The sequence below is a fragment of the Saccharopolyspora sp. NPDC049357 genome, from assembly GCF_040677225.1.
Lineage (GTDB): Bacteria > Actinomycetota > Actinomycetes > Mycobacteriales > Pseudonocardiaceae > Saccharopolyspora.
Genome location: NZ_JBFAQJ010000013.1, coordinates 131,832 through 150,158, shown reverse-complemented (window position 1 = coordinate 150,158; position 18,327 = coordinate 131,832). Strand labels below are relative to the sequence as shown.

At 69.5% G+C, this 18,327-nt stretch carries 18 protein-coding genes and 1 pseudogene; 10 read left to right on the top strand and 9 right to left on the bottom strand.

Annotated elements, in window-relative coordinates:
* The first annotated feature begins 30 nt into the window (after window positions 1–30).
* Window positions 31–633 carry a methyltransferase domain-containing protein gene (locus AB0J91_RS14145; RefSeq protein ID WP_363868141.1) on the top strand — a complete coding sequence of 201 codons (603 nt, stop codon included), beginning with the start codon at window positions 31–33 and terminating at the stop codon, window positions 631–633.
* A 295-nt stretch (window positions 634–928) separates the two neighbouring features.
* Window positions 929–2,398 (top strand): sulfatase, encoded by a 1,470-nt coding sequence (locus AB0J91_RS14140; RefSeq protein WP_363868079.1) that lies wholly within the window; start codon window positions 929–931, stop codon window positions 2,396–2,398.
* A 72-nt stretch (window positions 2,399–2,470) separates the two neighbouring features.
* Here the strand turns inward: AB0J91_RS14140 and AB0J91_RS14135 are convergent, their stop codons facing one another.
* Window positions 2,471–3,919 carry an MFS transporter gene (locus AB0J91_RS14135; protein WP_363868076.1) on the bottom strand — a complete coding sequence of 483 codons (1,449 nt, stop codon included), beginning with the start codon at window positions 3,917–3,919 and terminating at the stop codon, window positions 2,471–2,473.
* A gap of 10 nt (window positions 3,920–3,929) precedes the next feature.
* Window positions 3,930–4,499 carry an NAD(P)H-dependent oxidoreductase gene (locus tag AB0J91_RS14130; protein ID WP_363868073.1) on the bottom strand — a complete coding sequence of 190 codons (570 nt, stop codon included), beginning with the start codon at window positions 4,497–4,499 and terminating at the stop codon, window positions 3,930–3,932.
* Window positions 4,500–4,602: 103 nt separating this feature from the next.
* On the opposite strand from AB0J91_RS14130, the gene AB0J91_RS14125 reads away from it, so the two are divergent.
* The 3 genes from AB0J91_RS14125 to AB0J91_RS14115 all read left to right on the top strand — a co-directional run bounded on the left by AB0J91_RS14125 (window position 4,603) and on the right by AB0J91_RS14115 (window position 7,256).
* The gene (locus AB0J91_RS14125; protein WP_363868070.1) at window positions 4,603–5,244 is read left to right on the top strand and encodes a TetR/AcrR family transcriptional regulator; all 642 of its coding nucleotides are present in this window, start codon (window positions 4,603–4,605) and stop codon (window positions 5,242–5,244) included.
* Between the two features lie 127 nt (window positions 5,245–5,371).
* On the top strand, window positions 5,372–6,151 hold the full coding sequence (locus AB0J91_RS14120) for an SDR family oxidoreductase (RefSeq protein ID WP_363868067.1): 780 nt from the start codon (window positions 5,372–5,374) through the stop codon (window positions 6,149–6,151).
* A gap of 253 nt (window positions 6,152–6,404) precedes the next feature.
* A complete protein-coding gene (locus AB0J91_RS14115; RefSeq protein WP_363790962.1) occupies window positions 6,405–7,256 on the top strand; it encodes an SAM-dependent methyltransferase in 852 nt (283 codons plus the stop codon).
* A 91-nt stretch (window positions 7,257–7,347) separates the two neighbouring features.
* On the opposite strand, the gene AB0J91_RS14110 is transcribed toward AB0J91_RS14115, so the two are convergent.
* Together AB0J91_RS14110 and AB0J91_RS14105 are read right to left on the bottom strand one after the other, a co-directional pair.
* On the bottom strand, window positions 7,348–7,518 hold the full coding sequence (locus AB0J91_RS14110; RefSeq protein ID WP_363868064.1) for a hypothetical protein: 171 nt from the start codon (window positions 7,516–7,518) through the stop codon (window positions 7,348–7,350).
* A gap of 104 nt (window positions 7,519–7,622) precedes the next feature.
* A pseudogene (locus tag AB0J91_RS14105) lies at window positions 7,623–8,108 on the bottom strand (SGNH/GDSL hydrolase family protein); the annotation flags it as partial.
* A gap of 245 nt (window positions 8,109–8,353) precedes the next feature.
* Here AB0J91_RS14105 and AB0J91_RS14100 point away from each other — a divergent pair.
* Window positions 8,354–9,316 (top strand): hypothetical protein, encoded by a 963-nt coding sequence (locus tag AB0J91_RS14100; protein WP_363868061.1) that lies wholly within the window; start codon window positions 8,354–8,356, stop codon window positions 9,314–9,316.
* A gap of 38 nt (window positions 9,317–9,354) precedes the next feature.
* Here AB0J91_RS14100 and AB0J91_RS14095 read toward each other — a convergent pair whose 3' ends face one another.
* The gene (locus AB0J91_RS14095; RefSeq protein ID WP_363868058.1) at window positions 9,355–10,161 is read right to left on the bottom strand and encodes an SAM-dependent methyltransferase; all 807 of its coding nucleotides are present in this window, start codon (window positions 10,159–10,161) and stop codon (window positions 9,355–9,357) included.
* A 326-nt stretch (window positions 10,162–10,487) separates the two neighbouring features.
* Here AB0J91_RS14095 and AB0J91_RS14090 point away from each other — a divergent pair, with 326 nt between their 5' ends.
* Window positions 10,488–11,093: a glycoside hydrolase family 25 protein gene (locus AB0J91_RS14090; RefSeq protein WP_363868055.1), complete on the top strand. Its 606-nt coding sequence runs from the start codon at window positions 10,488–10,490 to the stop codon at window positions 11,091–11,093.
* Window positions 11,094–11,179: 86 nt separating this feature from the next.
* On the opposite strand, the gene AB0J91_RS14085 is transcribed toward AB0J91_RS14090, so the two are convergent.
* A complete protein-coding gene (locus AB0J91_RS14085) occupies window positions 11,180–12,247 on the bottom strand; it encodes a hypothetical protein (protein ID WP_363868052.1) in 1,068 nt (355 codons plus the stop codon).
* Between the two features lie 157 nt (window positions 12,248–12,404).
* A complete protein-coding gene (locus AB0J91_RS14080; protein WP_363868049.1) occupies window positions 12,405–13,109 on the bottom strand; it encodes a C39 family peptidase in 705 nt (234 codons plus the stop codon).
* Between the two features lie 1,086 nt (window positions 13,110–14,195).
* On the opposite strand from AB0J91_RS14080, the gene AB0J91_RS14075 reads away from it, so the two are divergent.
* Window positions 14,196–15,542, top strand: a complete 1,347-nt coding sequence (locus tag AB0J91_RS14075; RefSeq protein ID WP_363868138.1) for an amino acid permease — start codon at window positions 14,196–14,198, stop codon at window positions 15,540–15,542.
* A 61-nt stretch (window positions 15,543–15,603) separates the two neighbouring features.
* On the opposite strand, the gene AB0J91_RS14070 is transcribed toward AB0J91_RS14075, so the two are convergent.
* Both AB0J91_RS14070 and AB0J91_RS14065 read right to left on the bottom strand, forming a co-directional pair.
* Complete coding sequence (locus AB0J91_RS14070; RefSeq protein ID WP_363790947.1) at window positions 15,604–16,044, bottom strand: nitroreductase family deazaflavin-dependent oxidoreductase; 441 nt, start codon at window positions 16,042–16,044, stop codon at window positions 15,604–15,606.
* 87 nt (window positions 16,045–16,131) lie between these two features.
* The gene (locus AB0J91_RS14065; protein WP_363868046.1) at window positions 16,132–16,860 is read right to left on the bottom strand and encodes a LysR substrate-binding domain-containing protein; all 729 of its coding nucleotides are present in this window, start codon (window positions 16,858–16,860) and stop codon (window positions 16,132–16,134) included.
* Window positions 16,861–16,902: 42 nt separating this feature from the next.
* Here AB0J91_RS14065 and AB0J91_RS14060 point away from each other — a divergent pair, with 42 nt between their 5' ends.
* Window positions 16,903–17,295, top strand: a complete 393-nt coding sequence (locus AB0J91_RS14060) for a DUF5997 family protein (RefSeq protein WP_363868043.1) — start codon at window positions 16,903–16,905, stop codon at window positions 17,293–17,295.
* A gap of 102 nt (window positions 17,296–17,397) precedes the next feature.
* The gene (locus AB0J91_RS14055) at window positions 17,398–18,288 is read left to right on the top strand and encodes a diiron oxygenase (RefSeq protein ID WP_363868041.1); all 891 of its coding nucleotides are present in this window, start codon (window positions 17,398–17,400) and stop codon (window positions 18,286–18,288) included.
* Window positions 18,289–18,327 lie beyond the last annotated feature (39 nt).

The following is an 18,327-nucleotide window of genomic DNA, read 5'->3' as shown; positions in this document are numbered from 1 at the left end:
TTGAAGCGGAAGGTTTGGGACGTGGCATCCATGACGTCGTGGAGCCGGGGTGAACCGGGTCTCTCGCCGTTCGTGCTCCCGCGCGGTGCGCGCGGCCGGATCGCCGGCCGCTTCATGCTGTGGGTGAACCGCCAGGAGCAGGTGCTGAACCTCCTCGACGTCCCAGCCGGCGCGGAGGTCCTCGAAGTCGGCTACGGGCCCGGCGGACTGATCCGCCTCCTGAAGCGGACTCGCGCGAGCCGGATCTGCGGCGTCGACCCCTCGGCGGAGATGCGCGACCTCGCGAGCCGTCCGCACTCCGACGAGATCCTCGCGGGCCGGATCGACCTGCGGCTGGGCACCGCCGCCGACACGGGTTTCCCCGACGCGGTTTTCGACCGCGTCGTCTCGGTGAACAACGTGGCCATCTGGCCGGACCTCGACTCGGGCATCGCCGAGCTGCACCGGGTGACCCGCCCCGGCGGGCGGCTCCTGATCGCCTGCCACGGCGGCACGAGACCGTCGATCCTCACTCGCAGCAACGCGCTCTCCGCGGACAAGGTCGACCGGATCGAGCGAGCGCTGAGCGGCACCTTCTCCGAGGTCTCCCGCCGCGTTCTGACCTCCCTCACCAGCTTCACCGCCATCCGCTAGGTGCTGTTGAAGAACGGGCGGAGCCGCCGCTTCAGGTGCGGGACTCAGCTCGCACCCGCAGGTTCTGAGCGGCTTCGTGGCGAGTACGCCGGGACGCCGCGTATTCACATACTCAAGGAGCGGCGCACGGAGACCACGAAGCCGCTGCGCCTTCCCCTTCGGGGGTTTCTGCCACCGGCACCGCCGAGCAGAACAAAATTCTCAAGCTCGTTCGACTTCTGGTCATTGGCTTTTGCCGTCGCTGGTTGCCGGGCATGCTGTGCGCGGCGCCGAAGTCCCCTGGAGGATGATCGATATGCCGCGTCCGCGGCTGGCCGTCTGCGTGGCCGCCATCGGCCTGGTCCTGGCCGCGTGCACCGCTCCCCCGCCGCAACCCGCTGGCGATCCGGCCCGGCCGAACATCGTGTTCGTGCTGGTCGACGACATGGACCAGGGGCTGGTGCGGTTCATGCCGGAGGTGCAGCGGATGCAGCGGGAGGGCGTGACGTTCTCGAACTCCACCGTCACCGACTCGCTGTGCTGCCCCTCCCGCGCGTCGTCGCTGTCGGGGAAGTACCCGCACAACACCGGTGTGTTCACCAACGAGCCTCCGGACGGCGGGTTCGCGGTGTTCCACCGCCGCGACGAGCGCGACACCCTGGGCACCCAGTTGCAGCAGGCCGGTTACCGGACGGGGTTCATGGGCAAGTACCTCAACGGCTACCAGCCGGGCCGGACGCTCGGAGGTGAGCGGCCGTTCGTGCCGCCGGGCTGGGACGAGTGGGCCGTGGCGGGCGACGGCTACGCCGAGTACGACTACCAGCTCAACGTCAACGGCCGGTTGCGGTCGCACGGGCATCGGCCCGGCGACTACCTGACCGACGTGCTGGCCAAGCGCGGCAAGGACTTCATCCGCGCCAACGCCGCCCAGGGCACGCCCTTCTTCCTGGAGGTGGCCCCGTTCGCGCCGCACGGGCCGTTCACCCCCGCTCCTCGGCACGCCGACGCGTTCCCGGAGCTGACCGCACCGCGCACCCCGGCTTTCGACGAACCGGACCGCTCGGACAAACCGGCGTGGCTGCGCCTGCTTCCGCCGCTGCCCGCCGCGAAGGTCCAGGCGGCGGACGTGAAGTTCCGCAAGCGGGCGCAGTCGTTGCAGGCGGTGGACGAGATGCTCGCCGGTTTCCGGCGCACGCTCACGGAGACCGGTCAGGCGCAGCGCACGCACGTCATCTTCACCTCCGACAACGGGTTCCACCTCGGGGAGCACGCGCTGGCCGAGGGCAAGCAGACGGCGTTCGACACCGACGTGCGGGTGCCGCTGGTCGCCACCGGCCCCGGCGTGCCCGCCGGCCGGGCGGTGGACGACTCGGTGCAGAACATCGATCTTCGCCCGACGTTCGCCGAAATCGCCGGTGCAGCAACGCGTTCCGATATCGACGGCGCCAGTTTCGCGGGCCTGCTCCGAGGCGGTCCCGGCACGGGCCGGGAGGTCGCGCTCGTCGAACACCGCGAGCCGCGCGGCTCGCGGGAGGATCCCGATCGTCAGGAGAAGCCCGACGGGATCCCGCCGACCTACACCGCGATCAGGACTCCGGAGGGCACCTACGTCGAGTACGTCAACGGCGAGCGCGAGTTCTACGACGCACGGACCGACCCGTTCCAGCTGACCAACACCTACCCGAGCCTGTCGCCCGAGCGTCGCGACGAGCTCCACCGCGTCCTCACCGGCCTCGCCACCTGCCGCGGCACCGCCCAGTGCACCGAGGCCGCCGCGGCGCCCTGATGGCCGTCGCGCCATCGCGAAAGCGCCGCGGGGCGCGTGGCCTCAGGAGACCCGCGCCCCGCGGCGATTCGTTCAGGCGGTCGCCGGGACCGCCGGGGAGGTCGGGACGGCATCGCGGGACGGGGTGAGCAGGGTGGCGACCGCCAGCGCCCCCAGGGCGGTCAGCGCCGCGATCCCCCAGAGCACGATCTGCCAGGCCTGCGTCAGCTGCGCGGCCTGCTCCGCCCCGGCGAGCTCGCCGGTGGCCATCCGGCCTGCCCGCTCCCCGCCGACCTGTCCGGTCAGCAGCGTGATCAGAACCGAGCCGAACAGCGCCATCACCAGCGTTTGCGAGCCTCCTCGCACGGTGTTCAGCAGTCCGGCGGCCATCCCGGTGCGCGACCGGTCGACCTGGTTCATCGCCTGCGCGTCGATCAGGCCGGTGGCCAGACCGATGCCGCACCCGACGGTCAGCAGCGGGCCGAGCAGCTCCCAGCCGCCGATGCCGGGGTGCAGCCGGGTCAGCCAGGCGTTGCCCACCGCGATCAGCAGCAGCCCACCGGTGATCAGCAACCGCGGGGAGACTCCCCGGTTGACCAGCCGACTGGTGAGGATCGGCAGGGCCAGCGTCGGCGCCGTCGCCATGAGCATGACCAGACCGGAGTCCCGCGCCGACATCGCGTTCGCGCCCTGCAGGTAGGTCGGCAGGTACGACATCATCCCGCCGAACCCGAGCACCATCACGACACCGGCCAGCAGCCAGCCCGCGAACCGCCGGTTGCGCAGCAGCGCCAGGTCGAGCACCGGGTTCGGACTGCGGCGCTCGGCGCGCGCGAAGACCACGAGCAACCCGGCCCCGGCGGCGAGCAGGCCCAGCACCAGCGGACTCGTCCATCCCGCGCGCGAGCTCTGGGTGATCGCGAACATGATCGAGGCTAGCCCGGCGATGAAGCTCACCGCGCCGGTCCAATCCACCCGCTCGCGGCGCTCGGCGCGGGACTCCCCCATCGCGAGAGTTCCTGCCAGCAGGAGCGCTCCGGTCGCGGCGAAGACCCCGAAGGTGGCCCGCCAGCCGAGGGCGCCGACCAGCCAGCCCGCCAGCGTCGGGCCGATCGCCATGCCCACGCCGGCGATGGTGCCCATCGCGGCGAAGGCCTTGGTCCGCTCGCTCCCGGTGAACGTGGAGGCAAGGATCGCGCCGCCGCCGGCCATCACCCCGGCCGCGCCGACGCCGGTGACCGTGCGCGCCACGTCCAGCAGCAGGACGCTCGGTGCGAGAGCGGCGACGAGGCCGCCGAGCGCGTACGTCGCCGCGCCGATGCGGTAGATCCGGCGCCTGCCGAACAGGTCGCCGGTCGACCCGGCGACCAGCATGAACGACGACGCGGTGAGGAAGTAGCCGGTCACCACCCACTGCAGGGGACCGCCGGAGGCGTTCAGGGCGGCCCCGATCTGCGGCAGGGCGACCGTCGTACCGGACATCGACATCGGCAACGCCAGGTACCCGAGCAGCACGACGGTCAGCGTCAGCTTGTTCTTCACGGTTCGGCCCTCAGACGTCGTACGGTTCGGCGGTTTTGGCGTTGCGCAGCGCGCGTGCCCACCAGGTGAGCTGGTGGAGCATCCCCTTGGCGGCGCCGTTGCAGGCCTCGTCGACCGGGCGGCCGCTGTCGTCGAAGCGGTCCCAGGCGTTGTGGAAGCTGACGCTGTCGCGGACGGTCGTCGCGTGCAGTTCGGCGAAGACCAGGCGCAGCTGCTCGACGGCGCGCAGGCCCCCGCCCATCCCGCCGTAGGAGACGAAGCCGACCGGCTTGGCCCGCCATTCCGCGCGGTAGAGGTCGATCGCGTTCTTCAGCGGAGCCGGGAAGCTGTGGTTGTACTCGGGCGTGACCACGACGTAGGCGTCCGCGGCATCCAGTCGGGAGCCCAGCTCGGCGACGTGCGGATCCGGCGCGGCGGCGAAGTCGAGGGCGGTGGGCAGCGGGATCGCGGCCAGGTCGATGACATCGACCTCCAGGCGGTCGAACTGCCGGGCCTGCTCGGCGAACCAGTCGGCCACGGTCGGCCCGAATCGACCTTCGCGGTTGCTCCCGATGATCAGGGCCAGGCGCAGTGCGGACATCTTCGCTCCTCGGAGTCGGGGTGCTGGAGACTGACAAGTGGTAAAGTACAACGTGTAATGCACTTAGTGCAATGGTCGTTGTACTTATTTTCAGGAGGGCGACTTGAGCAGGGAGAACGTCGCGTCACGCGGACCGGAGAAGCGCCGGGCGATCCTCGACGGAGCCCGCGAGGTGTTCGGCCGGGACGGTTACACCCGGGCGAGCATCGGCGTGATCGCCAAGACCGCCGACGTGTCGACCCGCACGATCTACAACCACTTCCAGGACAAGGAGGAGCTGTTCCGCACGGTGATCCTGGAAAGCGCGGCGCAGGTCCGCGAGGTCCAGCTCGACGACCTCGACCGGAACCTGAGCAAGATCGTCGATCTGGAGTCGGACCTGATCGCGCTGGGACTCGCGTTCACCACGGTGATGCCCCGGTTCAGCGCGCACTTCGCGCTGGTGCGGCAGATCCAGGCCGAAGTCGGGCACATCCCCACCGACGTCCTGCACGCCTGGCAGGAGGCCGGGCCCGAGCGGGTGCAGGAAGACCTCGCGCGCCGCTTGACCGGCCTGGCAGCCGAGGGCCTGCTCGAAATCGAGGACGCGCGCCGAGCCGCCCGGCACTTCGTCGCCCTGGCGGGGAGCGAGGTGCAGAGCCTGACCTACTACGGCGCGCTGACCATCGACGAAGCGGAACGCGAGGAGATCGTCACCGCCGGCGTCCAGACGTTCCTGCGCGCCTACGCCCCTCCCCGCAGGTAGGCGCGGGCCACCTGGCCGAAGCGCTTGCCGATGAGGTCGATCAGGTCGAAGATCACCCGGAAGCGCAAGAGGACAGATGCGGCGCGGGCCGCTGGGTTCGCGCGGACGGTCCGAGGAGGACGTGCCGATGCCGGAGATCGCGGTGGTCACCGGGGCAGGGAGCGGCCTCGGCCGCGCGATCGCGCGGCGGCTGGGCGCGGCCGGGTTCGCCGTGGTGGCGACCGACATCGACCACGCGGCCGCGCGCGAGACGGCCGAATCGATACCGGGTTCCCGGTCGGCCGAGCACGATGTCCGCGATGCCGAGCAGCATCGTCGGATCGCGCGGGAAGCGGCCGAACGCGGCCGGGTGCGGGTCTGGGTGAACAACGCAGGCGTGCTCGCCCTCGGCCCGGCGTGGACCCACACCGATGCGGAGATCGAACGGTGCGTCGAGACCAACGTGCTCGGAACCATGCACGGATCGCGTGCCGCGGTCGAGGTGATGCGCGATCAGCCCGCAGGTGGGTCGATCCTCAACATCGCGTCCTTCGCGGCCTTCGGCGCCGTCCCCCACCTCGCCGTCTACGCCGGTTCGAAGCACGCCGTGCTGGGCTTCACGAAGTCGCTGAACGCCGACCTCCGCAACGCCGACTCGCGCATCCGGGCCACGGTGGCATGCCTCGACGGCACCGACACGCCGATGGTCCGGCGGCACGCAGGGGATCCGAACGCAGGAGTGCTCTGGCACCGGGGGCGGCTGCTCGACCCCGACGACGTGGCGCACCGCCTCGTCAACGCGCTGAGATCCCGGCGCCAGGTGGTCTGCGTGCCCACCGCGCGGGGCCTCGCGGCACAACTGCTGGGTCTCGCCCCTGCGCTTTCGCTGCGGCTCATCAACGCTGCCGCGCGGCGCCACCGCGCCTGACGCGACGAGGAGACGTCAGGCCGAAGCGCGGAGACGCACCCCAGGAGTGATCACATCCGCGAAAAGGGTGACACGCGCCAAGTTATCTTGCCTTCAAGAAGATTCCATGTGAGGTTGTTCGCGTGCCGGACGAGGACGTCGCGGACAGCGGAAGAGGACGAAGACCAGCCACTTCGCGCCGAATCCTGTTGTACCCGGAGGCATACCGTGCGGTAATTTCGAGATCGTGGCCACCGAGCAAGCAGGAGCAGGCATGTCCGAGACGCCTTCGACGGCGCCGAGTTCCGCACCCGTCGGCGTGGACACGACCCAAGCCAGCATCGCCCGCGTCTACGACGCGGCGCTCAACGGCAAGGACAACTTCGAGATCGACCGCCAGGTGCTGCACGAGGTCGGCCAGGCGGCCCCGGAGGTCAAGGACCTGGCGTGGTCCAACCGCGCGTTCTTGAACCGGGCATGCCAGTACCTCGCCGCCCAGGCCGGCGTCCGGCAGTTCCTCGACTGCGGTTCGGGCCTGCCGACCGCGGAGAACACGCACCAGACCGTGCAGCGGGTGGATCCCGAGACCGAGGTCGTCTACGTCGACAACGACCCGGTGGTCATCGCGCACGGCAAGGCGCTGCTCGAGGAGAACGACCACACCCACTTCGCCTCCGCCGACATCTTCAACCCCGGTGAGGTGCTCGCCCACGACACCGTCCGCAGGCACCTCGACTTCGCCGAGCCGATCGCGCTGCTGCAGGTCGGCACCCTCCACCACTACCTCGGCGACGACGGCCCGGAGCTGATGCGGACCTACATCGACGCGCTCGCCCCGGGCAGCTACGTCGTCATCGCGCACTTCTTCGACCCGCAGACCCCGGAGCACAGCGCGCTGGCCCGCAAGATGGAGGAGCTCTTCCTGCACAGCCCGATGGGTTCGGGCCGCTTCCGCACCCGCGACGAGATCCTCGCGCTGCTCCCCGGCCTGGAGATCCTGCCGCCCAGCCCGGACTCCCCGGCCGACATCGAGCTCTGCGACCTCTGGTGGCCGAACGGCCCCAAGTCGCGTCCGCTGAACCAGGCCGAGAGCTGCATCGCCGGCGTGGTGGGTCGCAAGAACTGAGAGCCGGTGGGCGGCGGACTCAGCCCGCACCGCCGAGCAGGGTGATCCCTCGCGGGAGCATCGTCCAGCTCGGACGTGCGTTCCGGGCGACTCAGCGCATCGGCAGCAGTCGCGGCCGCTTCGCGGTACGTCCGTCGCCGGAGGATCGCCCGGTGATCCGCCGCCACAGCCACGGCGCCAGGAACACAGCAGCCCAACGGATCTCACCTGCGACCACCCGCAGGACTCCCGCGTCCGGCGTTCCGGGAGCGGGTGGCTCCACGAATCGTCGCTCCCGGGAAGTTCCAGCGCGTGCGCGAAACCACCGGCCAGCAGCGCGTGGCCCGCGGGGTTGAGGTGCAACCGGTCGTGGCTCCAGATCCTCCGGTCGGCGCACACCGGATGCCGGTCCGCCTCGACCACCGTGGCGCCGTGCCTCGCGGCGATCTCGCGCACCCCTGCGTTGAACTCCACCAGCCGCGGTTGCCAGCGGCGGGCGATCGGGGCGATCTCACCGATGTCGGGGTAGGTCACCGTCGCGACGTGCGCACCCGCCTCGGTGAGCTCGCCGATCATCTGCTCCAGGTGAGCGAGGACCGCATCACCGTCGTACTCGGTGCGGAGCACGTCGTTGAGACCCGCGACCACGGTGGCGAAGTCCGGCTCCAACTCGATCGCGGGCCGGAGCTGCTCGGCGTGCACCTCGCCGATGAGCTTGCCCCGAACGGCGAGGTTGGCGTAGCGGAACTCGGGGTTCAGCGCGGCCAGCTCCTCGGCGAGGCGGTCCGCCCAGCCGCGATGGCCGCGCTGATCATCACCGTCGCCGACACCCTCGGTCTGGCTGTCCCCCACCGCGACGTACCTCGCGTACATGCTTCCCCTTCGCTCAGCCGAGTTGCGCGAGTGACCTTATGGGGGCGGCCCGGCGGAGACAAGATTCCGGGAAACCGCGCAGTTTCGAAATGATGCCCTCCGTGGGGCCTTTCAGCCGAGCGCACCGGAGATCACTTGGCGCAAGTCGCATTCGGAGAGTGAGATCCCGCGACTGCCCGTAGTCGTCTTGAGTTTTTGCTCATGCGCCCGACCGGAGCAACCGCACATGTGTCATCGTCGGGCCCATGGGGACCGAGGTATGGGTGACGTGGATCCCGGCTGTCCTGGCTCTCGTGGCCGCCGGCGTCTCCGGCTGGCTGCTGTGGTCGGCCCGGAAGACCGCTGCGGAGGCCATCCGCCGCACCGAAGCCGTGCACCGACTGGCCGCGGCCGTCGAGGCCAACGCCGAGAAGACGGGGCGCGCCGCCACGACCGCCGCCGAGCAGGCCGAGCGCGCCTGGGAACAGGTGAAGCTGTCCCGGAGCCAGCTGGACGAAGCGCGCGAGGAGCGCCACGTCAGCACGCAGGCCGAGCAGTGGGAGTGGGCCTACGCGTTGACCACGGCCGCCCGCGAACTGGTCAACAGCTGCCACGAGCTCATCCGCATGTCCCTGGACACGCAGGTCGCCCCGCACTACCGGACCGCCGCCGACCGGCACTACCGCCAGGCCGGGCAGCGCTGGCAGGACACCATGATCAAGGCGATCTCCCGCACCCAGCCGCCGCTGGAGATGCAGCAGCAGGTCGCCACGTTCGCCGAGGTGCACCAGCGCCTGCACGGTCAGCTGGGCGTGCTGCTGCGCGCCGTCGAGACCAACACGCTCACCGAGGGCGACACGCTGACCAAGCAGATCCACGGCATGCGCCACGAGCTCAACAACGCGCACCGCAACCTGCAGCGCATCGTCAGCTCGAACCTCTCGAGCACCTCGGCCCAGGCCGCCCAGGCCGCGCAGGCCAACTCCGCCCAGCAGACGCAGCTCAACCAAGCGGTCACCCCCGGGCCTTCGCACGCCGCGCAGCAGACCCAGCTCACCCCGGCCGCTGCCCCCAGCGCGTCGCAGGCGAGCGCCGCGCAGACGCAGCTCACCCCGGCGATCCCGCCGAGCACCTCGCAGAACGGCCGCCCGCAGCAGGCCCACGCCAACCCGCCCCAGCCGGTGGACCCCTCGACCCAGCAGATCGCCAACCGGCCGGCCCGCGCCTGACTCAGACCGATTCCACGCCCAACTGCCTCCCCCCGGGCTCAGGGCTTGCGGGCTATCGCGGCGTACATGGCGATGTCGGCCTCGGGGACGTCGAGGGATTCGAGGTCGTCGGGACGCCACTTGTGCATCTGGACCAGGCCGGGGTCGACGACGTCGAGGCCGTCGAAGAAGCGCTGCGCAGTGGTGCGCGAGCGGAACTTCAGGGTTTCGCCGTGCTCGCTGTAGGCGCGGCGGACCTCGGCCAGCAGCTCCGGGGCGTACTCGTCGGTGGCGATCGTGGCCGCCACGTAGCTGCCCGAGGGCAGCACGTCGACGATGCGGCGAACCACCTCCAACGCCTCGTCGTCGTCCTCGATGAAGTGCACGACCGCGATCAGCATCAGGCCGATCGGCCGGGTCGGGTCCAGGGTCTCCTGGAACTCCCGCGAGTTCAGGATCGTGTCGGGGTCGCGCAGGTCGGCGTCGACGTAGGCGGTCCTCCCCTGCCCGTTCCGCGTCATCAGCGCGCGGGCGTGGGCGAGCACGATCGGATCGTTGTCGGTGTAGACGACGCGGGCTTCCGGCTTCACCTCATGGACGACCTCGTGCAGGTTCGGCCTGGTCGGGATTCCGGTGCCGATGTCCAGGAACTGGTCGATGCCGCAGTCGGTGGCCAGGAATCGGCTTGCGCGGTGCATGAACTCGCGGTTGGCGCGCATGTGCACCGGCAGCCCGGGCCAGACCTGTTGGGACGCCTCCGCGGCGGCGCGGTCGACGGCGTAGTTGTCCTTGCCGCCCAGGATGTAGTCGTAGATCCGCGCGCCGTGCGCCACGTCCGTGCGCAGGTCCCCCACGCCGTCGCTCAATGCCGCTCCTCTCCGAAGGCCAACGGCCCCCGATGCTTCCAAAGATCGACACCGGCGGTCGACACCCCAGTGGACCACGAACATCGCACTCACCACAGGGAGATCGCCCGGTTCCGGATCACTGGGCCAGGTGCACCAATCGGCACTGCGTCGTGCGGGTGCTCCGAACGTGGGAATTCCAGTCATTCACCCCACAAAACGATCCTTTCTTGGGACCGTGTGCGCAGCACGGGTTGATCACCGGCTCAGCTGAGCGTCCGGCCGGGGAACGCCGAGGCACCCTCCGCGAGCGTTGCGCAACCCGAGCACGACCAGATGGGGGCCCCATGGACTACGGAATCGACATCAGCCACCACAACGCCGTCGACGACTGGGCGGCGGTTCGCGGCAACAACATCACCTTCGCGAGCATGAAGCTGACCGAAGGCCGGACGTGGGTCGATGACGCGGCAGGCGCCCACGTGGCCGGAGCGCGCGGCGCCGGCATCATGACCGGCGGCTACCACTTCGCCCGCCCCGGAGCCATCGACCCGCAGGTCGGGCACTTCGCCTGGTGGATGGGCCAGCACGGGCTCAAGGAGCCGGGCAACATGTGGCCGATGCTCGACATGGAGGATCCCGAGATCCCCGACCCGAACGCCTTCATCGCCGAGTTCGTCCGGCTGCTGCGCATCGCGACCGGTGTCCGCGGGGTGCTGGTGTACGCGAGCCTGAACTGGTTCCAGAACATCATCGACCCCAACCTGTGGGCAGGCGACGACGTGCTGCTGTGGATCGCCCGCTACAACGGCGACCCCGGCAACCCCGGCTGGGGCCACCCGCGCCTGGCGCTGCACCAGCACAGCGACGCCGGGCAGGTCCCCGGCATCCCCGGCGGAGTCGACCGCAACGCCACCGTCGGCGGCTACACCCAGGCGGCCTTCACGCTCTGAGCAACACCGGCAATCCCCTCGTCATCGAACCGATGGCGAGGGGATTCCCGTTTCACGCGAGGGTGTTTCGGCCTCATCCCGACCGGTCAGCCGTTGTGGTTCGAGGCGAACGGTGCCGGTTCGTAGCTCGGGCCGGTGGAACCGATGCCGAGGAGGTGGCCGTCGGCCTCGGTTCCGGCGTGGACCGGGCCTTCGGCGGGGCCGTCAACGGCCCGCCAGGTGGTGCCGTCGTAGCGGAGCGGACCGGAATCGGCGAGGTTCCACAGCGCGCCCTCCGCGTGGACGAACTCACCGGGTGCGCCCGCGGCCGGGGCGGGAACTTCGCCCCAGGCCGCGCCGTTCCAGTGCAGCAGCACGGGTTTGGTCTGCTCCGGCCTGTCGTAGATGCGCGCGGCGGCCGAGATCCACACGTCGTCCGGGGCGTGGGCCGCCACGTCGTTCACCTCGAAGAGGGATCCTTCGGGCATCTCGACCGGCGGCACCGGCACCTCGGCCCAGGCGGTTCCATCCCAGTGCAGGGCCATCGCGGCGTCGCCCCGGGTGCCGGCGATCCACAGGTCGTCCGGGCTGCCCCCGATCGCGTCGAGCGTCCCCTCGTTCGCCGACTCCGGCAGCGGCACGTCCTGCCAGGCCACGCCGTCCCAGCGCTCGGCGAAGGAGTGCTGCCGGGACTCCTGCCCGTCGTTGTAGCCCTTGCCGATCAGCCAGACCTCGTCACCGACCGCGACCACGTCGTCGGGGCGCACCCGGGTGGCACCGGGGACGTCCACCGGGACCTCCGTCCACGCCGCGCCGTCCCAGTGCAACAGCGCTCCGGTGGAGTTCTTGTAGCCCCAGCCGATGGTCCACGCGTCGTTCGGCCCGGCCACGGCCGAGGACACCAGGTGACCGATCGACGGGACCGGGACCTCCGCCCAAGTCCCGTCGGCTCCGCGGCGGTACGCCTGCGAGGTAGACGAGGTGCCGCCGGCCTGCCCGTAGGAGCCGAAGGCCCAGGTCTCGCCGCCACCGCTGGACGCGGTGGCGATCGTCGACGAGAGGTCCGGCCGCTGCGGGAACGGCTCCGCCGTCCACGTCTCCTGGGCGCTGGCCACGCCTCCCACCAGCGCCGCGGCCGCGACGAGCGCGGTGATGATCCCGGTCCGCTTCAGCACGGTCGTCCTCCTCCAGTCGGTCACGCCATCACTCAGACGCGCCGAACCGGAAGGAGGTTGTCCGGACCACCCGACGAACGACTGCGGCGGCCCCCTTCCACAGGGGACCGCCGCAGTGGTCGTTCAACACCCGAGGTGCTGGAACTCGATTGTGCGATCAGGCGACGTAGCCGCGCGGCTGGACCAGGGAGGTCAGCTGGTCGAGGCTCAGCCAGTACTCCTTGTTGCCGCTGAAGTTCGCCGGGTCGGCGATCTTCACGTTCTTCTTGTCGGAGTCGTAACCGACGACCGACACGTAGTGGTAGATCGTCTGGCTCGACGGGTAGCCGGGCGGCTGGTTGCCGGGCGGCGCGACGATGTTGGCCACCATGGCCTTGCCGCTGTCGATGTTGCGAACCGTGTCGTCCCACAGCTCGTTGGTCATCTCCGGCGACACCTGGCGGCTGCTGAGGTCCTTGGCGACGTAGTGCGTGCCGGTCGGGGCCAGCAGCTTGTTCAGGCCGTCCGCGACCTGGCCGACGTGGTCGGTGCCGTTCTCGGTGGTGCGGAGCTCCTTGGCCAGCTCGGCCTGGGACGGCAGGTCGCCGGTCTTGGAGGACATGGCGATGCGGGTCGCGGCGGGCCCGCACCAGTAGCCGGTCAGCTGGGCCGCGTAGTTGACGGGGAGTTCCTTGGTGACCGGCTGCGGCTTGACGTCCGCAGCCTTCTGCTCAGCCTTCTCATCGGCCTTCGGGGCGGCCGGCGCTGCGGGGACAGCGGCGGGGGCCAGAGCAACGGGAGCGGGGGCTTCGGGGAGTGCGGGGGACAGGGCCGGGGCGGGGGCGGGGCTCTGCACACCGACCGGATGCGCGGCAGCGTCCACGCTGTGCGGGGTCGATGTTTCGGCGCTTGCCAATGCACCGAGGCCCAGGGCTGCGGCCAATCCGATCGGGACAACCGCAACTGCGAGCCGGGGCATCTAGGTCTCCGTTTCAAGGCGGGATCATTACAACTTCATATCCTTACGCCAAGCGACGATCCTTTAATGGGCCGAATGGAGCAATCTATTGAGGCCCGCACCACCATCTCACTGCGCGTCACGTGATCGTCCCCCCTGGTCACAGGCACGAATCACGATCATGAAGAAGCGATCGACTCCTCATTTCGAAAACTGTCCGTGAACAGTCGCGCACGCGCCGCAATAATTGCGATGCGAAATGCGAGCAACCAATTGACAGAGCGTGGCGGGCCGCTGAAGCCATTGAGTAATCGGTCGGGCACTATTTGTTGACACTGTAAGCAGGGTCACATTTCGACCCCTGCCGAAAGTCGGTTCCGAGGGCGTGCGAGCACGAATCGCAACGGCGCGGCGGTGACGCGCACCGACCCTTCCCGCCACGCGGCGCGTCCGCGGCGAGCGCGCTGATGACGCAGCGTTCGCGCCGCTCCGCCACCGTCGCCCTCGCGCACGGGACCGATCGGCCGCGAGGGAGGAAGCGGAAGGAATCCCTCGAATTGCTTGGCTCCGCGTGGTTTCGTCCTGTTCTTCCCTTTCCGGATCGAGGAGAACGCTCGGGAATTTCCCATTTGATGGACGCGCGATGACGACGAACGCCGATGTCGCGCGCACCTGGACGGCGTAGCCGGATCCCCACTGGATCAGCGGAACGACCATCCACCAGGGACTACGAGACCCGCACCACATCAGAGGGGTTCTGGGAAAGATTCCTGAGAACCACGCGGAACTGACTCGCACGCAACGCGGACGCGAAATTCCGATGACTAGTATCGCCCCGCCGGATGACCTAGCACCGGCACGAAAAACGCCTGGACGTCGCTTTTCTCCGGCGTGTCCTGGTCACGAAGGGACTTGGTTTTCGTGGATTCATCGTTGCGGTCGGGGCAGGATGCTGCGCCCACGACCGACGCCGACGGCTATTCGAAGTCGCTCGGCAACCGCCAGGTGCAGATGATCGCCATCGGCGGAGCGATCGGTGTCGGGCTCTTCCTCGGTGCGGGAGGCAAGCTCGCCACGGTCGGCCCCTCGCTGGTGGTCGCGTACGCGCTGTGCGGTCTGGCGGCGTTCTTCGTCATGCGCGCCCTCGGTGAACTGGTGCTGTACCGCCCGGTCGCGGGCAGCTTCGTGGAGTACGCCCGCGAGTTCATCGGCCCCTGGGCGGGTTTCGCCTCCGGCTGGATGTACTGGCTGAACTGGGCGATGACCGGCATCGCCGAGATCACCGCGGTCGCGATCTACGTGCACCGCTGGCTGCCGGACCTGCCGCAGTGGATCACGGCGCTGATCGCGCTGGGCGTGCTGCTGGCGGTCAACCTGGTGTCGGTGAAGCTGTTCGGCGAGCTGGAGTTCTGGTTCTCGCTGGTGAAGGTGCTGGCGATCCTGGTGTTCCTGGTCGTGGGCCTGGGCCTGGTGTTCACCGCCACCGACATCGGCGGTGCCCCGGCGGGACCGGCCAACCTCACCTCGCACGGCGGCTTCTTCCCCAGTGGCTTCGGCATCACCCTGATGGCGTTGCAGTCGGTGGTCTTCGCCTACTCCGCGATCGAGATGGTCGGCATCACCGCGGGCGAGGCCAAGGAGCCGCACAAGGTGCTGCCCAAGGCCATCAACGGCGTGGTGTGGCGGATCGCCATCTTCTACGTCGGTTCGGTGCTGCTGCTGGCGATGCTGCTGCCGTGGACGGTCTTCAGCGCCGACGAGAGCCCGTTCGTCACCGTGTTCTCCCGCCTGGGGGTCCCGGGCGTCGGCGACGTGATGAACGCCGTGGTGCTCACCGCCGCGCTGTCGTCGTGCAACTCCGGTCTGTACTCGACCGGCCGCATCCTGCGGGCGCTGGCCAACGACGGCGAGGCGCCGAAGTTCGCCGCGAAGATGAACAAGCGCCGCGTCCCGTACGGCGGAATTCTTTTCACCGCAGCGGCTTTCGTGCTCGGCGTCATCCTCAACGGCATCGTTCCGGAGCAGGCGTTCGAGATCGCCACGGCGATCGCCTCGCTCGGCGTGGTCGCGACCTGGGCCACGCTGGTGATCTGCCAGATGCGGCTGCGGACCAGGGCCATGCGCGGTGAGATCGAGCGGCCGAGCTACCGGATGCCCGGTGCGCCCTACACGAGCTGGGCCACGCTGGCGTTCCTCGTCCTGGTGATCGCCCTGATGGGCTTCTCCGACGGCGCCGAGCGGATCGCGTTCTTCTCGATCCCCGCCATCATCGCGGTGATCGCGCTGGGCTGGTGGCTGATCTCGCGCGGCCGCACCAGGCGCGCGAACGGCGAGCCGATGGCCACCATCGGTTCGTGACCCGCTGAGGGGAGAACGGCTTCCGGAAGCCGTTCTCCCCTCTCGCGAGCTCGGGGTCCGCTCAGGAAGCGACGGGCTCCAGCAGGACGACGGGGATCGTCCGATCGGTCTTCGTCTGGTACTCCGCGTAGTTCGGGAACGCCGCGACCGCGCGGTCCCACCACAGCTCGCGCTCCTCGCCGCTGAGCTCGCGCGCCTCGTAGTCCTTGCGCTGCGGCCCGTCCTGCAGCTCCACCCTCGGGTTGGCGCGAATGTTGTGGTACCAGACGGGATTCTGCGGAGCCCCGCCGAGCGAGGCGACGACGGCGTAGCGCCCGTCGTGCTCGACGCGCATCACCGGCGCCTTGCGGATCTTGCCGGACTTGGCGCCCTTGGTGGTCAGCACGACGACCGGAAGCCCGTGCATCGTGGTGCCTTCGGTACCGCCGGAGCTCTCGTACTTCTCGACCTGATCGCGCACGAACTCGGTCGGGCTCGGCTCGTACTGGCCAGTCAACGGCATCTTCGTACCTCCATCGCAGAACCGGGTCGTGACCACGACAACATCAGAAGCCCCGTTCGAATTCCACGCGAGTCACCCGCCCGTGGGTCAGCGGCGACGCGGTTTGCGCCCCTTGCCCGGAGCCGGACCACGGCGCGACGCCGGCTTGCGCGCCTGGGTCCTGGCGGGCTTGGCGGGGGCCTTCTTGGTCTTGCCCGCGGGTTCGCTCTGCTGCTTGCCCCGGGTGCTGTTGACCGTGCGACCGCGGACGATCCCGATGAACTGCTCCATCAGGTCCGTGGTCTCGTCCTCGATCCAGGTCAGCGCGACGGTGGATTCGGGCGCGTCGGTGATCGGCCGGTAGGTGAGGTCCTTGCGGTGGTGCAGCCGCGCCAACGACTGCGGCACGACCAGCAGTCCGATCCCGGCGGCGACCAGCACGATCGCGTCGGCGGTGGTGGCGGGGCGCTCGACCGCGGGAAGTCCCGGCGGGCGCTCCCAGTCGAGGGCGTCGTCGAGCGGGTGCAGCAGCACGTCATCGGCGAGGTCCTCGGAGGTGACCTCGGCGGCGGCGGCGACCACGTGGTCCTTGGGCACCACGACCACGGTCTGCTCGGTGTAGAGCGGGATGGCGTGCAGCCCGGTGCGGTCGATCGGCAGCCGCAGCAGCGCCGCGTCGGCTTCACCCTCGCGGACCAGGCCGGGCGCTTCGGCGGCCGCGGTCTGGACGAGGTTGAGGGGAACGAGGGGTTCGCGCTCCTGCCACTTGCGCGCCCACTTGTCGGGCGTGATGCCGGGGACGTAGGCGAGGTCGAAGGACGGGGCCGACTCTGTCACCTGCCCAGACTACCGGCCGGAGTCGCCGGTTACGCTGGTCGGATGACGTCGCGCAAAACCGTCCAGACGATGAAGCCCGCCACGGCGGCCAAGAAGCTGGGTGTCCTGCTGGAGGCCACCCCCGCCGATTTCCAGGAGGGCGTCGTCTCGCGCGACGAGCTCAACGCGCTGCAGGCCGAACCGCCGGAGTGGCTGCGCGACCTGCGCCGCAACGGTCCGCACCCGCGCCCCGTCGTCGCGGCGAAGCTGGGGATCTCGATCAGCGGACTGACCCGCAACGGCTACGCGGACCCGCTGACCACCGAGCAGATCAACGCGATCCGCGACGAGGACCCCGAGTGGCTCCAGCAGGAGCGCACCACGCGCGTCGAAGCGCGTCGCGAGGAGGAGCGGGCGCAGGCCCGCAAGGCGGCCAAGGCGCGCGACAAGTCCTGATCAGCTCGGTCGGCCTCTGGGGGAGTTCAGAAAAAAGAATATATGGGGTACGTTCGTGTTCCTGTTACTTCGAGTACGACGTAGTGCGCGGAGGTGTTGAACATGACCGCCTTCCAGGACGTGGAGCGGGACTTCTCCAGTCGGTTGCTGGAGTCGTCGCAGATGCTGTCCTACGACCCGATGACCGAGATCGACTGGGACGCTCACCTGCCCGAGGACCAGTACGGGTTGAGCCCGGAGTGGAGCACGCTCTACGGGACCGAGCTGTGGGATGAGCTCACCGAGCAGCAACGGATCACGCTGACCAGGCACGAAGTCTGCTCGATCATGAGCACCGGCATCTGGTTCGAGATGATCCTCCAGCAGATGATCCTCCGGGACCAGTACGTCAAGGACCCCGCGAACTCCGAGTTCCAGTTCGCCCTGACCGAGGTCGCCGACGAGTGCCGGCACTCGATCATGTTCGCCCGCGCCTGCCAGAAGCTGGAGATCCCCGCCTACTTCCCGCACAAGGCGGTCGTCGAACTGGCACGGGTCTTCAAGAGCGTCGCCGGCGGTGAGGTCGCCTACGCGGGCACGCTCGTCGCCGAGGAAGTGCTCGACGTGATGCAGCGCGACTTCATGCGCGATGACCGCGTGCTCGACATCGTCCGCACCGGCTCCAAGATCCACGTGGTCGAGGAATCCCGGCACATGAAGTTCGCCCGCGAGGAGACCAAGGCGCACGTGCAGGGCATCGGACCGCTGCAGCGCCAGGCCAGCGCACTGCTGGTCTCCGTGGTCTCCTACGCGATCATCACCAGCCTGGTCAGCCCGCACGTCTACAAGGCGGTCGGGATTCGGCCCCGGGACGGCGTGGCGGCAGCGGCGGCCAACGAGCACCGGAAGTCCATGCTGCGCAACGCGTGCGCGGGCCTGATGGCATTCCTCGACGAGGCGGGCCTGCTCACGCCGCCCGCAGTGGCCGTCTACAAGCGGGCGCACATGCTCTGAGGGATGCCCGATCAGTTGCGAGCGGCGCAGCCGCGAGCT